The sequence below is a fragment of the Zhongshania aquimaris genome (assembly GCF_019312595.1).
Lineage (GTDB): Bacteria > Pseudomonadota > Gammaproteobacteria > Pseudomonadales > Spongiibacteraceae > Spongiibacter > Spongiibacter aquimaris.
Genome location: NZ_JAHWDQ010000002.1, coordinates 535,965 through 557,761, shown reverse-complemented (window position 1 = coordinate 557,761; position 21,797 = coordinate 535,965). Strand labels below are relative to the sequence as shown.

18 protein-coding genes are annotated in these 21,797 nt (G+C 49.3%); 12 read left to right on the top strand and 6 right to left on the bottom strand.

Translation table 11 applies throughout. The features are described 5' to 3' along the window. Window positions 1–15 precede the first annotated feature (15 nt). The 3 genes from dmpG (at window position 16) to KXJ70_RS11275 (ending at window position 4,564) form a co-directional block, all read left to right on the top strand. Complete coding sequence (gene dmpG / locus KXJ70_RS11285) at window positions 16–1,038, top strand: 4-hydroxy-2-oxovalerate aldolase (protein ID WP_219043603.1); 1,023 nt, start codon at window positions 16–18, stop codon at window positions 1,036–1,038. 109 nt (window positions 1,039–1,147) lie between these two features. Then, window positions 1,148–2,815: an FAD-binding protein gene (locus KXJ70_RS11280; protein WP_219043602.1), complete on the top strand. Its 1,668-nt coding sequence runs from the start codon at window positions 1,148–1,150 to the stop codon at window positions 2,813–2,815. 51 nt (window positions 2,816–2,866) lie between these two features. Further along, window positions 2,867–4,564 (top strand): FAD-binding protein, encoded by a 1,698-nt coding sequence (locus tag KXJ70_RS11275; RefSeq protein WP_219043601.1) that lies wholly within the window; start codon window positions 2,867–2,869, stop codon window positions 4,562–4,564. A gap of 87 nt (window positions 4,565–4,651) precedes the next feature. Here the strand turns inward: KXJ70_RS11275 and KXJ70_RS11270 are convergent, their stop codons facing one another. Further along, complete coding sequence (locus tag KXJ70_RS11270) at window positions 4,652–6,280, bottom strand: FAD-dependent oxidoreductase (protein ID WP_219043600.1); 1,629 nt, start codon at window positions 6,278–6,280, stop codon at window positions 4,652–4,654. A gap of 385 nt (window positions 6,281–6,665) precedes the next feature. Here KXJ70_RS11270 and KXJ70_RS11265 point away from each other — a divergent pair, with 385 nt between their 5' ends. The 9 genes from KXJ70_RS11265 (at window position 6,666) to KXJ70_RS11225 (ending at window position 16,418) form a co-directional block, all read left to right on the top strand. Further along, a complete protein-coding gene (locus KXJ70_RS11265) occupies window positions 6,666–7,562 on the top strand; it encodes a VOC family protein (RefSeq protein WP_219043599.1) in 897 nt (298 codons plus the stop codon). A 418-nt stretch (window positions 7,563–7,980) separates the two neighbouring features. Further along, window positions 7,981–8,610, top strand: coding sequence for a TetR/AcrR family transcriptional regulator (locus KXJ70_RS11260; protein ID WP_219043598.1), 630 nt, complete (start codon window positions 7,981–7,983; stop codon window positions 8,608–8,610). Window positions 8,611–8,704: 94 nt separating this feature from the next. Continuing rightward, entirely contained in the window at window positions 8,705–9,565 is an 861-nt protein-coding gene (locus KXJ70_RS11255) for an SDR family NAD(P)-dependent oxidoreductase (RefSeq protein WP_255558408.1), read from the top strand. A gap of 280 nt (window positions 9,566–9,845) precedes the next feature. Then, on the top strand, window positions 9,846–10,622 hold the full coding sequence (locus KXJ70_RS11250; RefSeq protein ID WP_219043597.1) for an enoyl-CoA hydratase-related protein: 777 nt from the start codon (window positions 9,846–9,848) through the stop codon (window positions 10,620–10,622). Between the two features lie 225 nt (window positions 10,623–10,847). Then, window positions 10,848–12,479, top strand: a complete 1,632-nt coding sequence (locus tag KXJ70_RS11245) for a class I adenylate-forming enzyme family protein (RefSeq protein ID WP_219043596.1) — start codon at window positions 10,848–10,850, stop codon at window positions 12,477–12,479. A 32-nt stretch (window positions 12,480–12,511) separates the two neighbouring features. Beyond that, complete coding sequence (locus KXJ70_RS11240; RefSeq protein WP_219043595.1) at window positions 12,512–13,306, top strand: enoyl-CoA hydratase/isomerase family protein; 795 nt, start codon at window positions 12,512–12,514, stop codon at window positions 13,304–13,306. 106 nt (window positions 13,307–13,412) lie between these two features. Continuing rightward, complete coding sequence (locus KXJ70_RS11235; RefSeq protein WP_219043594.1) at window positions 13,413–14,561, top strand: acyl-CoA dehydrogenase family protein; 1,149 nt, start codon at window positions 13,413–13,415, stop codon at window positions 14,559–14,561. Continuing rightward, the gene (locus tag KXJ70_RS11230; RefSeq protein WP_219043593.1) at window positions 14,558–15,619 is read left to right on the top strand and encodes an acyl-CoA dehydrogenase family protein; all 1,062 of its coding nucleotides are present in this window, start codon (window positions 14,558–14,560) and stop codon (window positions 15,617–15,619) included. The genes KXJ70_RS11235 and KXJ70_RS11230 overlap by 4 nt, the downstream gene beginning before the upstream one ends. A gap of 7 nt (window positions 15,620–15,626) precedes the next feature. Next, a complete protein-coding gene (locus KXJ70_RS11225; RefSeq protein WP_219043592.1) occupies window positions 15,627–16,418 on the top strand; it encodes an enoyl-CoA hydratase-related protein in 792 nt (263 codons plus the stop codon). 41 nt (window positions 16,419–16,459) lie between these two features. On the opposite strand, the gene KXJ70_RS19470 is transcribed toward KXJ70_RS11225, so the two are convergent. From KXJ70_RS19470 to KXJ70_RS11200, 5 genes are all read right to left on the bottom strand, one after another. After that, complete coding sequence (locus KXJ70_RS19470) at window positions 16,460–16,930, bottom strand: MaoC family dehydratase (RefSeq protein ID WP_219043591.1); 471 nt, start codon at window positions 16,928–16,930, stop codon at window positions 16,460–16,462. 107 nt (window positions 16,931–17,037) lie between these two features. Beyond that, entirely contained in the window at window positions 17,038–17,811 is a 774-nt protein-coding gene (locus KXJ70_RS11215; protein ID WP_219043590.1) for an SDR family NAD(P)-dependent oxidoreductase, read from the bottom strand. Window positions 17,812–17,868: 57 nt separating this feature from the next. Then, window positions 17,869–19,068, bottom strand: coding sequence for an acetyl-CoA acetyltransferase (locus KXJ70_RS11210; protein WP_219043589.1), 1,200 nt, complete (start codon window positions 19,066–19,068; stop codon window positions 17,869–17,871). A gap of 34 nt (window positions 19,069–19,102) precedes the next feature. Beyond that, complete coding sequence (locus tag KXJ70_RS11205) at window positions 19,103–20,545, bottom strand: 3-oxoacyl-ACP synthase (protein WP_369409775.1); 1,443 nt, start codon at window positions 20,543–20,545, stop codon at window positions 19,103–19,105. A gap of 85 nt (window positions 20,546–20,630) precedes the next feature. Continuing rightward, a complete protein-coding gene (locus KXJ70_RS11200; protein WP_219043588.1) occupies window positions 20,631–21,794 on the bottom strand; it encodes an acyl-CoA dehydrogenase family protein in 1,164 nt (387 codons plus the stop codon). Window positions 21,795–21,797 lie beyond the last annotated feature (3 nt).

The following is a 21,797-nucleotide window of genomic DNA, read 5'->3' as shown; positions in this document are numbered from 1 at the left end:
ACACAGGCTTAAGCAATGAACTTAAAAGGCAGAAAAGTCACCCTTCACGATATGTGCCTGAGGGACGGCATGCACCCAAAGCGTCATCAAATCAGCCTAGAGCAGATGGTAGATATCGCAAGCGGTCTGGATGCAGCGGGGATCCCGATTATTGAGGTCACTCACGGCGATGGGCTCGGCGGTGCGTCAGTCAACTACGGCTTCCCTGCGCACTCCGACCAGGAGTATCTGAATGCCGTTGTTCCCAAGATGAAAAACGCGCGGATTTCCGCTTTGCTACTGCCCGGCATCGGTACAGTAGAGCATTTAAGGATGGCGGCAGACTGTGGTGTTGGCACCATTCGCGTTGCTACTCATTGCACTGAGGCAGACGTTTCCGAACAACATATTGGGCTGTCTCGAAAAATGGGGCTCGATACGGTTGGCTTTTTAATGATGGCACATATGATCTCTCCGCAAGCCCTCCTTGAGCAAGCCAAACTAATGGAATCGTATGGCGCAAACTGTATTTACTGCACGGACTCCGCAGGCTATATGCTGCCCGACGACGTTAGCGCCAGAATCCAACTGCTGCGCCAGGAGCTGGACCCGCGCACCGAGCTTGGGTTTCACGGTCACCACAACATGGGCATGGGTGTCGCAAACTCATTGACGGCACTGGAAGCCGGCGCCAATCGCATCGATGGATCAGCCGCGGGCTTGGGCGCCGGAGCGGGTAACACGCCTCTCGAGGTTTTCGCCGCGACGCTTGATCGTCTCGGTGCTGACACGAATGTAGACCTTTTCAAGCTCATGGACGTCGCTGAAGACCTGGTGACGCCGATGATGGATCATCCAATTCGCGTAGATCGAGACTCACTCATTCTAGGTTATGCGGGGGTTTACTCGTCATTCCTACTCTTCGCCAAGCGCGCCAGCAAAAAATACGGTGTGCCGTCTCAAAACATCCTTTTGGAAATGGCAAAACGCAAAGCCATTGGCGGCCAGGAAGACCTGATCGAAGACGTTGCAATGGAGATGGCCAAAGCGAACGCCTAGTGAAATAAGCAGAAATGCAAGAAAAACCCGCGAATAGCGAGCAAGTACCAGCAAAATAATCGTTAGTTATGACTTTATAAATAAGTTACTTCGGAAGGGCTCCGGCAGCATGAGTATCAATAACAAAAATATACTAGATACCCTGAAATCCCAGGTTAGCACCTCATACCGAGTTCAGCACTGCAACGATATTATTTGGGACAATACCACTGATGTCGCAGTAATAGGGTACGGCGCCGCCGGTGCATGTGCAGCACTTGAAGCCAGTTCTCTGGGAGTTAAGGTGACGGTGCTCGACCGCCTCAATGGCGGCGGCGCAAGCGCGCTGAGTGGCGGTATCATCTACGCTGGCGGCGGCACCACCTACCAGAGTCAAGCAGGCGTCGAAGACAGCGCTGAGAATATGATGAACTATTTGCGCCAGGAAACCCTGGGTGCCGTGTCCGAGGAGACCCTTCGCCATTTTTGCGAACAGAGCAATCCAAATCTAGCATGGCTGGAAAAGCACGGTGTCACTTTTGACAGTACGCCCTATAACGAAAAGACATCATATCCCCCAGAAAACTATTTTCTTTACTATTCCGGCAACGAACTCGCATCACCCTACCGAGATATCGCCACACCCGCCCGTCGCGGCCACCGCGTGAAAGGCAAAGGGTTCACCGGTCGTGTACTCTTCGAGTCTCTAAATCAATCTGCTCAGCAGCACGATAATATTGAGATAAAACCGCACTGCGAAGCTACCCGACTAATTCTAGATCAACAAGATCGCGTGGTGGGAGTCGAGTACTTACAAGCTCCGGACAATAAAATTACCCAGGCCACAATAAAGGCAGTGAACCGGCTGGCGAATAAATTTGCCGTGCTTGAACCTAAAACAGGAACACTAATTCGAAAACTGGTTCACCGACTGCGCCGCCGCGGAAAAACTAAATTTCTAAGAGTAAATCAGGGCGTTATCTTAAGCGCAGGTGGATATATTTATAATCGTCATTTAGTTAAGACGCTCGCTCCTTCTTATACACCTGCGCGCCCACTGGGGGAGGATTGTATAGGCATGGGAATCAGTTTAGGCGTGAGCGCTGGCGGCCGAGTACAGCACATGAACAAGGTCTCTGCCTGGCGCTTTTTCGCACCGCCAAATACTATGCTGAAAGGGATTATCGTCAACGAGAAAGGTGAGCGGATATGTAACGAAGATCTCTACGGCGCCACGGCAGCTGATCGCGTTTTAGAAAATGGTTGCGAGCGCGCCTACCTTATCCTCGACGAGAAAATGATGACTGAGGCAAGCGCAGAAACTCGAATAGGCAAGATGCAACTATTCCAATGGGCGCCAGCGCGATTGTTCCTAAGCATTTCCTCAAGAAAAGCGACAACACTGGATGGCTTAGCGGACAAGTGCCGGATTAACTATTCGCAACTTCAGCGCACAATCGACAATTACAATTCAGATGCCATTGCTGGAAAAGACAGATACCACAAAGCGACTGACTTTCTTCAAGCTATCAAGCAGAGCCCCTTCTACGCTATCGATATCTCCTTGCAGAACTGGCGGGTTCCCTGCTTTGCGATAACACTGGGGGGGCTAAGCGTCAATGAACAGACAGGCGCGGTATTAGACGTCGACGGCAATAGTATAGGCGGCTTGTTTGCCGCAGGTCGAAGCGCGGTCGGTATCTGCTCAAACTCTTATGTTAGCGGCCTATCACTAGCCGATTGCGTCTATTCCGGCCGCCGCGCTGGTCACAGCGCCGCCTTAGCAAAATCAAAATAATGGCTGTAATGACCACCAAATGATAAGCAATGTTCCAGGAAGAAGGTCGATATGAAAGATATTGAAGTTGACGTACTGGTAGTCGGAAGTGGAAATGGCGGTATGACCGCTGCACTGAGCTCCCATATTCTCGGCGCCGAAAGTGTGATGATTATCGAAAAGGACAAATACTACGGTGGCACAAGTGCAATGTCAGGTGGCGGCGTGTGGGTTCCATGTAATCGGTATGCTAAGGCTGCGGCCGCAGAAGATTCGCTAGATGAAGCATTTAGCTACCTTCGCGAAACCATCCCCAGCGAAGACACCAGCGATGAGATGTTACGCACTTACCTGAAGTACGGCCCAGAAATGATCGACTTTCTGCATAAGAATAGTGATGTTAGATATGAAAGTCTTGCCGAATACCCCGACTATTTTTCTAGCGCCAAGGGCGCCAAAACTGGCCACCGCTCAATGGAGCCTGCGCCGATAAGAACTTCAGATCTCGGTGAACAATTTCAATATCAAAACGCACCGAATCCAATGATCAAGGTATTTGATCGCTTGCAATTTACTCAGCAGGAATTGCACTTGCTAATGGGCCAACTCCCTGGGTGGTTAACAATCGTTGCTAGGGAGCTTATCAAATACATTCTCGACATTCCCATGCGAATAAAGGGCAAGCAGTCTCGCAGGCTGACTATGGGCGCGGCCGGTATTGCACGCTTACGGTTATCGTTACTAAAACGAGATATACCACTTCATCTCAATACGAAATTGCTCGACTTGCTGCTTGAAGATGGTCGTGTTGTCGGCGTTAGGGCTGAGCGAAATGGCACACCGCTGAATATCCGCGCGAAAATGGGTGTGATCCTTGCCGCGGGAGGATTCGAACACAATCAAGACTTGCGTGTCGAAAATCTTCCCCGCCCCACTGACGCTCAGTGGAGCGCCGGCAGTAGGTGCAATACGGGTGATAGCTTGCTTGCCGCAAAACGTATCGGCGCAGCCACTCGGCTTATGAACAGTGCATGGTGGACAAATACCATATCAGTACCAGGCGAAAGCTACCCGCGTCTGAGTATCTTTGAGAAATCCCTGCCAGGTAACTACGTAATAGACTCATCAGGAAAACGCATTGCCAATGAATCGCAAAACTATATGTCATTTATTAAGGAACTCCATAGTAAACACATAAAGGGCGACTCAAACGAGCCCTACCACATGATTTTTGATTCTACCCACCGCAAAAATTATATTGTCGGCCCGCTGTTTCCCGGCAAGATGTGGCCAGATTTTTTAATTCCAAAATCCTATTTTACAAGTGGATTTTTATCGAAAGAAAATAGCCTGAGTGCACTTGCAAGAACGATCGGTGTGGATGCGAAAGCCCTTGAGGAAACCGTGATACAAGTGAATGAGTACGCCAAGACCGGTAAAGACTGTGACTTCGGCCGCGGCGATTCAGCCTATGATCGGTATTACTCTGACCCAACAGTGGAACCGAACCCCTGTTTGGCGCCGCTCGCTAAGCCACCGTTCTACGCAATGAAGCTTGATGCCGGTGACTTTGGCACCATGGGCGGAATGGTAATTGATGAACAAGCACGGGTACTTACCACCAGCGGCGATCCCATACCCGGACTATATGCCACGGGTAACTGTGCAATGGGTATACTCACCACATACCCAGGCCCTGGTTCGACCCTTGGTCCGGCAATGACCTTTGGCTACCTCGCTGCAAAACACATCGCTGATACAGAGTGTTAGGTGAGTCAAATATTGTGACATCTGTAAAGTGAGCTGCTAGCTCACTTCCGTACAAATATGATTCGCCGCAAGCCGTCTATTAATTTTCTAACTCAAAGCTGAAAGTGCTTTACCTGCTATATAGGAAAACGTCATTGCGGGACCTATCGTTCCACCACCGCCCCCATAGCTAGCCCCTGGAGAGCCAACACCGGACGCATTTCCAGCGCAATACAGCCCTTCAATAGGGCGCTCAAAAACATCAATCACTTGCGCTTGAGAATTAACACGGAGGCCGCCACAGGTTCCCAGGTCTGCTGGAGAAACCTCCGCGCCGTAAAATGGACCTTGCTCCAGCGGGGCTAGGACTAACGAGGAATCACCCGTGCCGTGCACATCCCACGCACTCTCTCCCCGATGAAAATCCGGATCCCGACCTTCGCGAGCCCCCATGTTAAAACGCGCTACCGTCGCATTTAGGCCGGCCTCATCAATACCCAACTTTTTCGCTAAGCCTGACAGCGTATCCGCTTTAGCAATCCAATCAGGTAATGACTGATCTTTGCTCCGACCAAAAATTCCGAAACGCTCACGGCTGGTGTGGTCAAAGATGTGAAATGCCGGTAAGTTTCTATATCTCAGGTCTCCCCAATTTTCCCATGTGTGATAGCTTCGCCAAGTAGAGTCATAATCCGCAGACTCATTACAAAAACGTTCACCATATCGATTCACGCAAATCATGCCGGGAGTAGATCGATCAAACTGGGCCATCAACGAAATACCACCTCGTTTAGCGCCATTAATTTCTGCGTCGCCCTTATAAACAGTAATGCCCCACAGCTCATTCATATTGCGCAAGTCCGCGCCTATCGCCATCCCCATACGTATGCCGTCACCGGTATTTGTTTCGGTTCCCAAGGTATAGGGCGAAGGACCACGCAAGAAATGCGTCTTCATCGTACTATTACGTTCAAATCCGCCACTCGCGATTAGCACCCCATTGCGCACTCGGATACGCAGTAATTGGCCCTGATACTCCGCGATAACACCTATAACTTTCTTGCTACCGTCCGCGAACGTTCGAGTCACCAACTCGGTGGCGGGCGCCTCGGTGAGTAATTCAACACCCGCCTTCTGAGCCGACACCAGCAGCGATGACACCAGATAGCCTCCGGCCATATGCCCGATAATGTCTGTCTCAGGCTCAATTGAGCGGCCGTACGGCACGCTCCCATGCCATTCCGGATGATAATCAGACACTCGGTCTATTCCCGGTATTTGGGTCGCCCGCCATGTAATATCAGTATTGAACTCTATAAATTGAACGGCTTCAGGCCCATTATCCAAAAAGGCCTCCATCAACGTCTCATCCGACTGGCCCTGCGCTAGCTTACGCAGGTAGGCCATCGCCTGATTTCGGCTGTCTGCTAAACCATTCTTTGCCATCACGTGATTATTAGGGATCCACAACACACCACCAGAAACCAGTGTATTGCCACCCGGGCCGCTGTTTTTCTCCAAGACAATCACATCATTCCCCGCCTTGGCACAAACCAGTGCTGCACATAAACCGGTCCCAGAACCAATCACCACCACATCGACTTCGCGATCCCAGTCGCTGGCAACAGGCTTGTCGTCTGCCCGCGCACTGCTGGCTACCTGAGCGGTCGCCAGCAAGGCACCACCGGCAACACCTTTAATAAATTTTCGTCGCTCAATACCCGTCGTCTTTTTCATTGAAGCTCCAGTATCTTATCTTTGTTATAGCGCTATTACTGCCACTAATCGGCTACTGTCTAAAAGCCGAAAGAACAACGTAAAATTCTGCTTCCACACTATTCATGACAAGCCTCAATTCACACTCGTTTATTACTCATTTTACTGATTTCATTGATCTTCAAGCCTCCAGTTTCTGTACCTTTCTCCCAATTTTTTCGCACGCTCTTTAATCACAGCTGTAAACTTTCAAAATCATCTCAAACCCAAAATGCGAGTTTAAAATGAAGGGCTTTAATCCTAAGTTGTGATCCCTATAGCACTTCGCCAAAGCAGCGATTTACACCCAACAAACAGCACGTGGCTAGCGAACTCAGCGGCAACGTCAACCAATAAGATGATCAATATGACAGTATCCAGTCTCGGCTATATCGGAATCGAAAGTACAAACTTAGACGAGTGGCGCCATTTTGCGACCGAGGTGCTCGGCGTGATGGTAAACACCAAACTAGGCGAGGATAAGCTGTACTTACAAATCGATGATCGCGCCTTTCGAATGGTCATTACCCCAGGAAATACAGATCGCTTTCTATTCTCTGGGTGGGAATTAAAAGACAAGGCACACTACAACAGCGTAATTGCCGATCTCGAAGTAGCAGGTCACCAAGTTGAGCGCTGCGGAAAAGACCTCGCCGACAGTCGCTGCGTAAAGGAACTCGCTCGGACCCTAGACCCAGATGGCAATCAACTAGAGCTCTACCACGGGCGCATAAATGACTATGACCTGTTCAATTCTCCGCAGGGCGTCTCTGGCTTTGTAACTGGAAATATGGGCATGGGGCACGTGGTGCTGCCCACGCCAAGCCTCGCGAAATGCCACCAGTTCTACACCGAAATACTAGGCTTTCATGAGACCGACTATATGGACGTGGAGCTGGCGCCATCAGCGCCTACCAAAGGCCTACACTTTCTTCACTGCGATAACCCGCGCCACCATAGTCTGGCCCTGTTTGAAATCGGTCATCCCGCAGGCTTAATACACATGATGCTAGAAGTGAAAAGTCTCGACGATGTCGGTTATGCCCTAGACCGCTGCAAGGCAAATAACATCCATGTCACCGCGTCATTGGGCAGGCACACCAACGACCGCATGGTGTCCTTCTATATGCGCAGCCCATCAGGCTTCGAAATTGAGTTTGGCTGCGATGGCTGGCAAGTGGACTGGGACAATTTTGTGCCAACAAGCAGCCGCTTACAAAGCTTTTGGGGACATGAATTTAATTTCCCAGAAGCGCTAAGCTAAGATCATAACTATTTGAAAATTATGTTATTTACTAACGATATCGCACAGCATTACCCGAGATAAGTTACTGACCGGCGCACTCCAACAACACCTCGACTGCAGTAGACAGATAGCGGAGATATCTATGCAAAGCGATTATCTGTAAATCAGCATGGACGCTAGCGAGCTAGCTTTACGATAGACAAGGCCCATAGTCTAATAAATAAGCACTAGCAGAGCACTTCTGCACAAACACCTGCTGTGATACACAAAACTCTCCGCAGCAATTCTTATACTAAACAAGGATGACCGAAAAGCCTCTAATTGCTGGGCTCCAGAGCTCGGCGCAGCAATCACCATTTGGTATTACGCTTTATTGTAGTAAGATTCAGTATAAATAAAATATCAGCACCATTGTTAACCAAGAGCAAAGTACCCTATGAAAAAATCAGAAGAGTCATCTAAGGATTTTGCTGCTCGCAAGCTACCCAGCCAGGAAAGGGCTCAAATGACTGTTGACTCCATAATGGATGCAACAAAAAAAATACTGGAAAAAGAGGGTTATGCTCATCTTACGACCAATCACATTGCAGATGTTGCTGGCGTAAGTATTGGAACCCTCTACCAATATTTTTCTAACAAAGAGACCATCATTTACGCCCTTATCGAAAGCGTGGTATCAAAAGCCGCAGATGAACTGCGAGACAAATTAATGGAATTAATGACCGAACCCATCCAAGTCATGATTCCGACTATGACTCGGCTACTGCTATCCATTTACAAAGAAAATGAATTCGTGCTATTTCGTATTCGCTACCAAGTACCACGGCTTAAAGACACCTACGCAAAATTAACCACAGAGAATTTCACCTTTGTCACCAATCTTGCCTATCTTAAGCAACACCAGATTGAATTAACGGTAAAAGATCTGAACACTGCACTGTTTATTGTAGAAAACACAATAACCAGTAATTGCATCCGATATTTGGAAAAGCAACCTTCCGACATTTCCGAAGACGAATTTATCGATGAACTATCCTCTATGGTATTGAAATATCTTACCGAGTAACGTCGCTACAAAACGTGGATAGGACGATGACCAAAGATCCGAAGATTACATTATTCAAGTACCTAGGTACCCACGGAAAGAAACACGGAGCGCCATGATGACAGCAGAGCGGGTTATTCTCGTTACCGGCGCTAGCCGGGGGGCCGGAAAAGGAATTGCGCTGGCACTATCGAAGCCCGGCAGTGTTATCTACATCACTGGCCGTACTTTGCAGGAGGGTGATGCTGAACTGCCGGGCAGTCTCGCGAGCACCGCTGCCGAGATCGAATCACGAGGGGCTACTGCGCGTGCGATAGCCTGCGATCATCGCCAGGATCAGGAAGTGGGATCCCTATTTGCTGTCATCGAAAAAGAGCAGGGGCGGCTGGACATTCTAGTCAACAATGCCTTGCTTGTGCCGCACGGGTTGATCCTGCCAGGTCCATTTTGGGAGAAGCCGTTAGCCTTGCAAGATATTCTGGATGTCGGCGCGCGCTCCAGCTATGTTTCCAGCTATTTTGGCGCGCCGTTGTTGTTGAAAAGCGCCGCCGGCCTAATTGTGAATACCTCTTCTGCTGGCGGTCGCTGCTATATGCACGGTCCGGCCTACGGTGCAGGGAAAGCCGCCGTCGATAAAATGGCTCACGATATGGCGGTAGATTTCCGTCCCTTTGGGGTGACCGCGCTGTCGTTGTGGATGGGGCTTCTGAAGACCGAGCGCAGTCTCAAGGTCTTTACTGAACACCCCGAACTCTACTCGGAAATTGTCGCGGTGGCCGAATCGCCGGAATTTCCCGGCCGGGTTATCGATGCACTCTGGGGAGATCCCGAAAGGCTGAAACGCAGTGGCAAGGTCTACTATGCCGCCGAACTGGCTCTGGAATACAATGTTCAGGATATCCAGGGCGAGCAGCCACCGTCGCCCAGGGGCATGCTGGGTGACCCGACCGAGTACAGCGATGCCTGTATCCAGTAGCACCAAGCTCAGTAGTGCCTGGCAGGCATTCGCTACAGACGGCGGCATATCACTGCACTATTTGTGAGTAGGGTATAGCAGGAGACCTTTGCACCGTTTTAGTCGCCGCAAGTCCACACAACCCAAAAAAATACGACCAAAGCACCTTCATAAAAATAAGATAGGGAGACGCTACTGTGGAGCCGCCACAATAAGCGAGTTTATTTTGTAGTATTTTTTATTACAAAGTAAAAGGTCTTAGCGCAGTAAAATCGTAATATTAGCGTGCGAATCCAAAACCATGACTCATGAAGCCAGCGAACCCCCCAACGAGATACTGACATCGCTCTCGGAAAACATCTTAACCATCACATTAAACAGAGTACAGAAGAAAAATGCGCTTAGCTACGCAATGTACGATAGCTTGATTCAACTATTAAATGATGCTGAAGAAAACAGGGGTATCAAGGTCGTAATCCTAACCGCATCAGGTGACTACTTCACCGCAGGAAACGACATCGGAGCATTCCAAAACTCTGCAGAAATGCCGTACAACGAAAAATCTTCTTTTCACTTCATGAACACCCTAGCCAGTTTTAAAAAACCTATTATTGCAGCGGTAAACGGTCACGCAATTGGCATAGGCGTCACATTACTTTTGCACTGCGATTTAATCTACGCCTCAGACTCCTGCTCCTTCAAAATGCCTTTTCTGACACTCGGGCTTGTGCCTGAGTTCGCATCAACCATGATCCTACCGGAAAGATTAGGCCGCGCTAAAGCCGTAGAACTTCTCATGATTGGTGATCAATTCGACAGCAACCAAGCCGTTTCCCTTGGTATTGTGAATAAGGCGTTGCCGGCAGACGAGCTTCTATCATACGCATATCACAATGCCCAAATTCTCGCATCAAAACCCACCGCTGCCTTACTGGCAACAAAACGACTCATGACTAAGAGGCTCCAACAACAGACTCTGGCTGCTATTGATGAAGAGGCTTTGGAGTTTTCAACTCGTCTGCGCTCCGCAGAAACACAATCCATTGTTAGTAAATTTCTCAACAAGAGAAGATCTTGAAACAGATGGCGTCTTTCAATACTTTCAATTCAATAAAATAGCACCTATTTTTTTATAGGTGGCTATCCCCCGGCTATTTCTAACGATTCAAAAACTCGGATTTTAAATGCGAGTTTAATGTGAATTGAGTAAATCATACGATTCTTATTCAGGAAAAATTATTCCATTACACACCGTGTAATTATTGGCTATCGACCAATTCATCATAAGAAATCGTGCTTAATCATGAAACCTGATTCAAACTACTCTATTTGGCTCGCAGATTCCCCACCTGCTGAGGTTCTATCGCAAACACTTGGCGATGCATTGACTGAAGGCGCAACGCTGTGGCCCGATAGAGAAGCCGTCGTCTACAACTGTCAACCTAATATCATTGAAACAAGATGGACCTACCTTGAGCTCAATAATTTAGCAGATCGCTTAGCTGCAAATATTCTTTCACAAGGCTTTGAGCCAGGCGACAAAATCGCAATATGGGGGCCTAACCACCCCGAATGGATACTACTAGAATACGCGCTCGCCAAAGCGGGTCTTATTATTGTTGCGCTCAATCCGCTGTATAAAAGAGCTGAACTAGCCTATGCCTTAAACGCAAGCGATGTAGTGGCAATCTTCCACGCAGACACGGTGGGAGACAACCAACTCATAGATATTATCCACGCGGTCAAAGACCAGGTTCCGACGCTCAGGGGTGTGTACTCGTTTTCATCGGGCGTACAAGAGCTACTCGCCAAAGAGCCAGCCCTATCCCACTTGGCATCTGTGGCCCCTGACGACATTCTGATGATCCAGTACACATCGGGAACAACAGGCAAACCCAAAGCCGCTCAGCTCACGCATAGCGCAATTACCACAACCGCAAAGAATTCCTACCTCCGCTGGGGGTTCACAGAAGATAGTCGGGTGTGTCACGGCTTTCCATTATTCCATGTTGGCGGATCGGGCAACTCTATACCTGGGGCCGCGCTCAATGGCGCGACGACCTTACCACTCTATATTTTTAAGTCAGAACAAACACTCGACATACTGGAACAAGAAAAGTGCACCGGGTTTATTGGCGTCCCCACAATGATTACCGCCATGCTAGAAAGCCCCTCTTTTGCCCAACGTGATTTCTCAGCGTTGAAACGTATTGTCCTGGGAGGCGCACAAGTCCCAGCCTACTTAATAAAGCGCTGCGAAGAAAACTTTGGCGTCGAAGTGCTGAACTGCTACGGCCAAACTGAAACCTGCGGGGTCACCACATCAACGGTAGTAAGCGACAACACCAAAACAAAATCGGAAAGTAGCGGCCAGCCATTAAGCGGGGTCAGCGTCAAAATCACCGACGCCAGTGGTGAAATAGTGGCCCACAACGTAGCGGGTGAACTTTGCTATAAAGGTCCGGGCAGAATGCTGGGCTATCGTGAAAAGACTGACAACGACAATGCATTTGATGGGGGCGATTGGTTTAAATCTGGTGATCTAGCCAAGATGACCTCATCGGGATATATCAGTATCGTCGGTCGATCGAAGGAAATGATCATTCGCGGCGGCGAAAACCTTTCCCCCGCCGAGATAGAGAATTACCTACTAGAACATCCCGATGTTATAGACGCAGCCGTTATTGGCCTAGCCGATGAAAAATACGGAGAAGAAGCCTGCGCTGTGCTGCGAACCAACAATGAGAACCATGCAAGCCCTGCTGAAATTCGCGCCTGGTGCAGTGAACGCGTATCGCGCTGGAAAGTACCAAAATATATCGCCTTTATCGACAATTTCCCCGCAACTCACTCTGGCAAAGTTAAGAAGTTTTTACTCAAAGAACTAATGAGTAAGCACTTCGAAATTAACACCAATATCGAAGAAAACTCATAATCACAGAATTCCTGAATCATTTGGAGAGCAGTATGAATTACGATCACTACGAAGCGCTAAAAATCACAAAAGAAGATCACATACTAACAATCACTATAAATCGGCCCGAGGTTAAAAATGCGCTCAACGCCCAACTTCACGGTGAGTTCTTCAAAATATTTCACGAAGTCGACAATGACGACGACGTTGATATCATCATACTAACCGGTTCAAATAACGCATTCTGTGCCGGCGGTGATCTAGACATGTTACTAGAGATGCATGGCGACCCAATCAGCACTAGTGAAGCGATTCGCAAAGACCGCAAGATTCAACACGCTTTACTGGATTTAGAAAAACCAATCATCGCCAAGGTAAATGGTCCAGCAATAGGTTTAGGCTGTTCTCTTGCACTGTTTTGCGACTTTATATATGCCACTCCCGAATCAGTATTTGCAGATCCGCACGTCTCGATTGGGCTTGTTGCTGGTGATGGCGGCGCAGTTATATGGCCGCAGCTTATCGGCTACGCTAGAGCAAAGCGTTATCTCCTCACCGGCGATGCCATCAAAGGCCAGGAAGCTGCCGACATAGGTCTAATTACCCAGGCGGTTCCCGCCGAAGAGCTAGATGAAGTCGTTAACAAGATGGCTAAGCGTCTAGCTTCAGGGGCAAAGCACGCCATAAAGTGGACCAAAGCCTCTATCAATGCGGGTTTAAAAGTTACTGCGAATGCGGTCATAGACCGCGCCGCGAGTTTTGAAAATATTACTCAGCTACTAGAAGATCATCGAATCGCATTGGAAGCTTTTCAGAACAAAGAGAAACCTAAATTCATCGGAAAATAGATCCTCCGCCCTTCACAGAGAATAGGCGGGGAAGCGCTCCGCCTGGCAACTCAATTGTACGCTGACTAGCTACTTATTCCTCTAAATTGGATTCTCACAAAGCGATATGACTAACTACGATTTCACACCCTTTGAGCTGCCCCATCACGTTAGGCAGCTCCGTTCTGAGGTGCGCGCTTTTCTGAAAGAAGCGCTTGTCGATTACACGCCAGTCCAGCGCGCCCACACCTGGACGGGATTTGACAGCGAGTTTAGCCGAAAGCTGGGGCAGCAAGGCTGGATCGGGATGACGTGGCCCAAAAAATACGGCGGTCACGAACGCAGTACCCTGGAGCGATATGTCGTGGTAGAAGAATTACTCGCGGCGGGCGCTCCGGTAGCCGCGCACTGGATCGCAGATCGCCAAAGCGGGCCGCAAATACTGCGATTTGGCACTGAAGCTGCGCGTCAGCGTTTTATTCCCGCGGTCGCCAAAGGTGAGTTGTATTTTTGTATCGGTATGAGCGAACCAAACTCAGGGTCTGATTTGGCGTCCATAAGCACCCACGCTACGCGCACCGACGGTGGCTGGCTCATCAACGGGTCGAAGATTTGGACAACGATAGTTCAGCACGCGCACGTGATGATTACCTTAGTGCGAACGGGTAAGGACGAGAACAACCGACACGCCGGTCTAAGCCAATTTCTGATCGACCTAAACTCCCCCGGAGTCACCAGAAATGGCATCACCGATCACACCGGCGAAGTACATTTTGGCGAGGTATTTCTCGACAATGTATTCGTCAGCGACGACATGTTATTGGGTCAATTAGGCGACGGCTGGGCGCAGGTAAATGCTGAGCTCGCTTTGGAGCGAAGCGGACCCGAGCGCTACCTAAGCAGCTATCAGCTGTACGAACATTTCCTTGGCGAAATTCAAGATGAACCTTCTGAACTCGAACTCAATCTCGCTGGAAACATTGCTGCCGAACTCTGGACCTTACGGCAGATGTCGTTATCAGTGACGGGAAAATTGGCCACCGACAAGTCGGCAATACTGGAAGCGACCATCGTAAAAGATCTGGGTGCATGTTTTGAACAGCAGCTACCGCATAACATCCAGGCGGCGCTTAACACTGAAAACAACAGCCCATCCAGCCAATCAACGGCTGACGTATTGAGTTACTTGCTCAAAGCTTCTCCGTCATTTTCTTTGCGAGGCGGTACACGGGAAATATTGCGCGGCATTATTAGTAAGGGGTTGGGCTTAAGATGAATGAGTTTACCGATATTTTAACTACCTCCGTCGATCGCTTGTTTTCCGATCTCATGGCCAACGGTATGCCCGAAACCTACGAAAAACCGGTGTTTGACCAACTATGGCGAGCCATCGAAGACTTAGGTATAAGCAACTTATTACTGTCTGAAGACAACGGTGGCTTCGGCGGCGGATGGCAGGACGGCTTCGCGATATTTAAGCAGATAGGCTTTCACGCTATTCCGATGCCGATCGGTGAAACCATTATCGCGAAAAAGCTACTTCAAGACTGTAATATGCCGATTCCCGATTCCGCTATCACTATCGGGACAGCCCATACCGCAAGCATTCAACATGACAAAAGTTCAGATCAAATCCTTTTTAGTGGCGATGTACCCGCACTTCCCTGGGGAGTCGCTGCGCCGACAGCACTGTTCCATTGCAAAAGTCAGGGCGAGTGCTACTTCGCGCTGATAGCAACCTCACACGCATCAACTTCTGCACAACACCTTAACGAAGCAAACGAATCCCGCGATAGCCTCAGCTTTGTCAATGCGCCTCTCATTGACCTTAAGAAACTAGACTCTAGCTCAAATCAAGTTCTTGTTGCGGGCGCATTACTCAAAGCTGCTCAGATCGCCGGCGCATTAGAAGCAGCACTTCAATTATCCGTACAGTACGTGCAGGAACGCAAACAATTTGGTCGAGCCCTTAGTAAGTTTCAAGCGATTCAGCATCAAATTGCACTACTCGCTGAACACGCCGCGGCGGCGAGCTGCGCAGCCAACTCCGCCTGCCACGCTTACGATAAAGGTGATGCCGATTTCGAAATCGCTGCCGCGAAACTACGCGCTAATCGCGCAATTGGTGAATCCACTTCCATTGCTCATCAAGTTCACGGCGCAATCGGATTTACCCAAGAACATCGCCTGCACCACTTTACCCAGCGACTCTGGTCGTGGCGCGGCGAGTTTGGCAATGATCGCCACTGGGCTAATTATTTAGGCCAACAGCTTGTACAAATAGGACAGACAAACCTTTGGAAAGAACTTACCAATCGAAGTGACGCCAGGTAATAAACTTATGAAGAAGACACTCAACCTAAGTGACGCAGAACTTACGCTGGAAGACGGTATAGCAACGTTGTACTTTAACCGCGATGACGTGCGCAACGCCTTAACCGGCACGGCCTTAGTTGACGATATTATTGCGACAGTAGACTGGGTCAATGAGCATCATGAAGTTGGTGCCCTGATCATCACCGGCAACGGCAACGCTTTTTCGTCTGGCGGCAATGTTAAAGATATGTATGATCGAGTGGGAATGTTCGGAGGTAACCCGATAGAAATACAAGACCGCTATCGCCGAGGCATTCAAAAAATGGCTCGTGCACTATACCAACTGGAAGTTCCCGCCATCGCGGCTGTCAATGGTGCGGCGATAGGCGCGGGCTTAGACGTTGCCTGTATGTGCGATATACGAATCGGATCCGATCACGCCAAAGTGGGCGAAACGTTCGTAAACCTTGGGATTATTCCCGGCGACGGTGGCGCCTGGTTTCTTCCGCGTGTTGTCGGCAAACAGAGAGCCGCCGAAATGACATTCTCCGGCCGTATTGTTGGCGCTGATGAAGCAAAGAATATCGGGCTATTTCTGGAGGTTGTGCCAGCAGCCGAACTTATTCCCTATGCTAAAAATATGGCTGCGGAATTTGCCAAAAAACCGCGAGAAGCGCTGCGAATATCGAAGCGATTACTACAAGTAAGTGAACGTCTGGAGCTGCCCGACTTCCTCGACTTCTGCGCGGCGCAACAAAGTCTTTGTCACACCCATGAACAGCACCATCAAGCGCTGGGTCGATTTCTCAACAAATAATTACGAATACAGAAATTAGGCCGTAGTCAGACTAGAACTGACTATGGCCGATAAAGCAATTTCCATTTGAATATAATAGAAGGTTTGCCGCTACCAACAACGTGGATCGCCATTTCTAAAGTAATTAAGGTACCGCTGGATTTCTCTTCAACCGAATCGAAACGAATACAAGCATGAACACTTGAACCAACAATCACCGGTGCGAGAAATCGCAACTGGTCAATTCCGTAGTTCATGGCATTGCTATAACCGGTAATATTGAAATCCAGCTTCGGCCGCAAGGTCGTCGCCAATGCCAATGTTAAAAACCCGTGCGCGATAGTATCGCCGAATGGGCTCTCAGCTCGTGCACGCTCGACATCGACGTGTATCCACTGATGATCATTTGTGAGATCAGCAAATAGCATTATCATCTCTTGGCTAATTAAATATTCCTCGCCAAATTCACCAAACTCGTCGGAGATTAAGCTCCGCAACGCCGGCACATCATTAAACTTAATGTCTTTTATCATCTTAATTGTCCTTATCCCGATGCGATCACACCGAGTAGAAATTTAGAAATACTAGCAGGCAGTTGAAAAACGCCGCAGACGCAAGCGAGGTAGTTTTCAAGCGCCTGCTAGGCGCCGATATGAAATCCCCCACTAATACTGAGATGCTGACCGGTAATATAACTAGCCATATCCGATAGCAGCATACACGTCGCCGGCGCGACATCCTCAGGTGTCGAGAAGCGACCAAGCGGGATCTGTCGTAAATATTTTTCTCTAAACTTTTCCTGCCGAACTGTCTCTGTCATGGCCGTCTCAACCATTCCAAAGCAGACGCTATTAACATTAATATTGTAGACGCCCCACTCACGTGCAGCTGACATCGTCAAACCTAAAACGCCGGATTTGGCCGCTCCGTAGTTAATCTGGCCCACTGTCCCACGCCGTCCTGCATCTGAGGAAACATTTACAATACTACCTGGGTTCGGATCGCCACTGTTTGCCTTGTGAATTAGGTATTTCCCCACCGCCTGCAAACAAATAAAGGCACCAGTGAGATTCACATCAATAACCTGCTGCCACTGCGCGAGCGTCATTTTGTGTACCATCGCCGCACGAACAATACCTGCATTGTTAATCAGGCCATGTAAGTCACCAAAGTCATCGACGATATTATTTACCGTACTCTGTACAAAACTTTCATTGGTTATATCGCCTACATAGGCCCGCGCATGCTCTTCACCAATCAGCTCGACAGTTTCAGATAAGAGTTGCTGATTAATATCGACCAAGGCGACACGCGCCCCCTTTGCCGCTGCGTATTCTGCCAGCGCCCGCCCAATACCCTGCCCGGCACCGGTAATCATGATGACTCGCCCAGCCAATGATGTTTTATCTTGCATTGCTATCCACCTATCTCTATCTAGCCAAAACTTAGCCATTCAACTCAATGTTTACTATCAGTATTGCCCTACTACCGTAATACTGCAGACGTTGCGATTTGGAAAACCGCCAAGGTTATGACTTAAACCTTGCTTTGGATTTACCAACTGGCGCTCGCCGGCACGACCTTGTATTTGTTGATACAGCTCGTAAACCATACGCAGGCCGCTGGCGCCGATCGGATGTCCGAAGCACTTTAGCCCGCCATCAACATTACAGGGAATGTCGCCGTCCCGGTCGTAGCGCCCGGCAAGAATATCGCGCCACGCGCGGCCCTCATCAGACAAGCCCAAGTCTTCCATAACAACGAGTTCGGTAATGGAAAAACAATCGTGTACTTCAATTAAATCTAATTCTTCTCTTGGGTTTGCTATACCGGCTTCAGCGTATGCGCGCTGTGCGGCGATACGTGTCGTCTGCGTGTAACTGCCGTCCCAAGCCCCGAATGACATTTCCGAGCCATTACTCACCGCAATTTGCGACGCTTTAACACTCACTAAATTTCCTGTTAAACCCATGCGCTCGGCATTCTCCGGCGTCGTAACTATCGCGCAAGCAGAGCCATCACTTACACCACAGCAATCAAACAGACCAAGTGGATAAGAGATCATCGGCGCGCGAACGATACTTTCTTTAGATAAGGTTTTTCTAAGATGTGCCTTCGGATTGCGCACGCCATTTTCGTGACTCTTCCACGACACGTGTGCCATCGCCTCTTTAAGCTGATCCATGCTGATGCCATGCTTCTCAGCATAGGCAATCGCTAGCTGTGCAAAAGACCCCGGCGCGGTGACATTGGGATACCACATATCATCAAATGTCCCTTTCGTTCGCTCTGGCAATCCGCCATAACCCGTATCTTTTAATTTTTCAACGCCCAACGCCAAGGCAATATCACTTCCCCCTGCCGCTACCGCATAGATTGCACCGCGCAAGGCTTCAGACCCCGTCGCACATAGATTCTCAACACGGGTGGCGGAAATATTTGGCAGCCGCAGGGCCTGCACAAGTGAAATGGCTGATTTACTTAAACTTTGCTCGTCATGAGAGAGACCGAACCACGCAGCATCTATTTGATCCCTGTCTATATTCGCGTCTGCCACCGCTTCTTCAAACGCGTCGACAATAAGATCATCCGCGCCCTTATCCCAGTGCTCACCAAAGGGCGTGCACCCCATGCCGATGATCACGACCTTATCTCTAATTCCACTCGCCATGAATTACCCTACTGTATTAGTTTGTTCACCATGCCTATTCGGCAACGACCGCCGCCTTCCAAAAATAGCGATGGTAGGCTCGCTGCGCATCGCGATCCTTAATACGAAACGTCATCTTTAACGGTGTCCCAACACCTAGCTCCTGATCTTCCGCTTCAACAATTTCCATCATGACAAAACCGCCACCTTCAAATTCCACATTTCCATATACAAAGGGTGGGTTGTAACAATGCGCCAGCCAATCTTTGGTGAACGATTTCACATAAGATTTTTTATCTTTGAAAGGCTCTGCTACTTGAGTGTCCAATGCTCGACAGTCGGGATTCACACAGACGCGTGACTGCGGGAACTGCTTGGTATTACATAAGGTACAGTGCCCGCCCATAAAACTCGTTACGGCGTCACGCTTTCGATAAAAAACAGAATGGGCAGTGCGATTATCTCTCTCGGCGCGAATGCCCCAGTCCAGGTCAAGCGCATTAGAAAACGACAGGTAGCGAACGTAGTCATCTGATGGCTTTGCTTGCGCCAAGGAATTTGTGATGCCGCTATAATTTTTGCACCGGCCAACATCGTCCGCGACGCGGAACAACATGCTTTCGCAGCCCTGCGCAAAACCCGACACTAAGATTAATTGACCTGGGCTGGCATTCTCGATGGTGTAAGCCAATAAAACGAGGGGATGAGCGCTTCCTGTATCACCGCAAACATCATATAAGTCATCGCCCAGTGCATTAACAGACAAGTCGCACTGCGATGATATTTTCTTCCTGGCAGACAAGTCCGGGCCGACCATAACAACGTGGTCTATAGCCCCGCCGGCTACCCCTGCTTGCTTCAGCAAACCCGCAATGGATTCGGGAATTAGCTTTAAATAACCCTCGTCGCGAATCCAACGATCTTCTAAGTAATAGCCATATTTCGAATCTCGCTCACGGTAGTGGTCGGTCATATCAACCGATACCGAATACGCGCCAAGGTATTCCGCCAGCAGCTCACTATCGCCAACCCCGAAAGCGGCAGCGCCGTCTCCAAAGGACATTTCCTGCGCACTAGCGGGCTTAGCCGCGCGTTTTTCTGCGGCGACAACGACTGCGTTCTCGCCGGACTCCAAGGCTTGACGTAATGCACTTAAGCCGGACTTCAAACTTCCACCAATATCCGCGCAGAACAAATTCCTGGGAAGCGACAATGCCTCAGCAATAACTGCCGCGTTTTGGCGGTCTGAAAAAGGCATAGAAGTAGACGCGAAAAATAACTTACGCACCTTGTCTAGCGGTACATCACGCAAGGCATTGTTAGCTGCCTCTACCGCCATCGTCAATGCGTCTTCATCGTATGAAGCTATCGCTCGCTTACCCTTGGCATTCGATACCCCGCCCGGTCTAAGCCAGCTATAGGCCTCGGCAATTGCCTTACGGCTAAGACGCTGACGAGGAATATATCCACCCAGTGAAACAATTCCCCTTTTTGTCACAAAGCATCTCCTATCAAAATAGTTTGTCTACAGGCCCGTTCGCCACGACATTCAATGTAAATATAAAATCGGAATGACGAGATTGTTAGCGGGGCAGATTAAGCCGGTTGGCAATATTATTTTTCTGAATCGCAGATGATCCACCGATAATCGGCATAATAAGAACGTCCCGCACATAGCGCTCCATATCAAAATCTTTGACATAGCCATAAGCGCCCATCAGCTCTTGGCACGTTATCGTGATATCGCGGGCGGTATCGCAGACAAAGAGCTTCGTCATTGAGGTTTCTACTGAGGCGTTTTTATTCTGATCAATAAGCCCCGCGGCGTGGTAGGTCATCAAGCGACACGCTTCTAATTTGGTCTTCACTTCCGCGAGCATATGGCGAATCGACTGAATCTTGCAGATTGGCTTGCCAAATTGAACACGTTCTTGCGAGTAAGCCCATGCGTCATTGACAGCGGCGGTGGCGATGCCCAATGCCATGGCTGCCACCTCTAACTTTTCAATATCCAAGCCCGGCCCCACCAATTTTGACCAGCCGTTATTCCAACCCTCTTCACCACCGATAATTGCCGATGCTGGAATTCTCACCTCATCGAAGGATACGTCGTAGGTGCCAACACCCTTAAGGCCTAACGTCCCCTGTAAATCCAAACTAACGCCCTGAGTGTCCGGCGGGATTAAAACAAGAGATAGGTTTTTATAACGATCTTCTGCTGGACCGCTACGCACGAGCGTGTAGATATAGTCGGCCACCGCCGCGCCGGAGCAAAACCGCTTGTTGCCATTAACAACAATATAATCACCATCGCGACGGGCCGTGGTCTTCACACTTGAAACATCGGCCCCCACGTCTGGTTCACTGATCCCGTAGGCGAAGATCAAGCCATCCTCAATAACCTTAGGAAGCAATTCCTTCTTCTGGGCCTCGCTGGCGACTTCGCCGAGGTTTAATCCGGCGTAACACGCCGACTGTATATAGCCTCCACCTACCGCCAGGCTTCTGGCGCAAAGATGCTCTATAACCATTACCGTTGCAGTAATATCAACTCCGCTACCGCCGTAAGCCTCGGGCACCGTCAATCCCATCAATCCGAGTTCGACCAACTTGTTATGAATATCTCTAGGGAAATAATTATCCTTGTCCCACTGTCGGGCGAGGCTTCTTGGCATTTCCTTTTCAACGAAACGCGCAATGGTGTCTCGTATCATCGACACATGTTCACTATCCTGAAAATGCAACATACT

Bases quoted from the DNA above. Each gene is read 5' to 3' on its own strand.
- dmpG (WP_219043603.1), top strand. From the start codon at position 16: ATGAACTTAAAAGGCAGAAAAGTCACCCTTCACGATATGTGCCTGAGG.
- KXJ70_RS11280 (WP_219043602.1), top strand. From the start codon at position 1,148: ATGAGTATCAATAACAAAAATATACTAGATACCCTGAAATCCCAGGTT.
- KXJ70_RS11275 (WP_219043601.1), top strand. From the start codon at position 2,867: ATGAAAGATATTGAAGTTGACGTACTGGTAGTCGGAAGTGGAAATGGC.
- KXJ70_RS11270 (WP_219043600.1), bottom strand. From the start codon at position 6,280: ATGAAAAAGACGACGGGTATTGAGCGACGAAAATTTATTAAAGGTGTT.
- KXJ70_RS11265 (WP_219043599.1), top strand. From the start codon at position 6,666: ATGACAGTATCCAGTCTCGGCTATATCGGAATCGAAAGTACAAACTTA.
- KXJ70_RS11260 (WP_219043598.1), top strand. From the start codon at position 7,981: ATGAAAAAATCAGAAGAGTCATCTAAGGATTTTGCTGCTCGCAAGCTA.
- KXJ70_RS11255 (WP_255558408.1), top strand. From the start codon at position 8,705: ATGATGACAGCAGAGCGGGTTATTCTCGTTACCGGCGCTAGCCGGGGG.
- KXJ70_RS11250 (WP_219043597.1), top strand. From the start codon at position 9,846: ATGACTCATGAAGCCAGCGAACCCCCCAACGAGATACTGACATCGCTC.
- KXJ70_RS11245 (WP_219043596.1), top strand. From the start codon at position 10,848: ATGAAACCTGATTCAAACTACTCTATTTGGCTCGCAGATTCCCCACCT.
- KXJ70_RS11240 (WP_219043595.1), top strand. From the start codon at position 12,512: ATGAATTACGATCACTACGAAGCGCTAAAAATCACAAAAGAAGATCAC.
- KXJ70_RS11235 (WP_219043594.1), top strand. From the start codon at position 13,413: ATGACTAACTACGATTTCACACCCTTTGAGCTGCCCCATCACGTTAGG.
- KXJ70_RS11230 (WP_219043593.1), top strand. From the start codon at position 14,558: ATGAATGAGTTTACCGATATTTTAACTACCTCCGTCGATCGCTTGTTT.
- KXJ70_RS11225 (WP_219043592.1), top strand. From the start codon at position 15,627: ATGAAGAAGACACTCAACCTAAGTGACGCAGAACTTACGCTGGAAGAC.
- KXJ70_RS19470 (WP_219043591.1), bottom strand. From the start codon at position 16,930: ATGATAAAAGACATTAAGTTTAATGATGTGCCGGCGTTGCGGAGCTTA.
- KXJ70_RS11215 (WP_219043590.1), bottom strand. From the start codon at position 17,811: ATGCAAGATAAAACATCATTGGCTGGGCGAGTCATCATGATTACCGGT.
- KXJ70_RS11210 (WP_219043589.1), bottom strand. From the start codon at position 19,068: ATGGCGAGTGGAATTAGAGATAAGGTCGTGATCATCGGCATGGGGTGC.
- KXJ70_RS11200 (WP_219043588.1), bottom strand. From the start codon at position 21,794: ATGTTGCATTTTCAGGATAGTGAACATGTGTCGATGATACGAGACACC.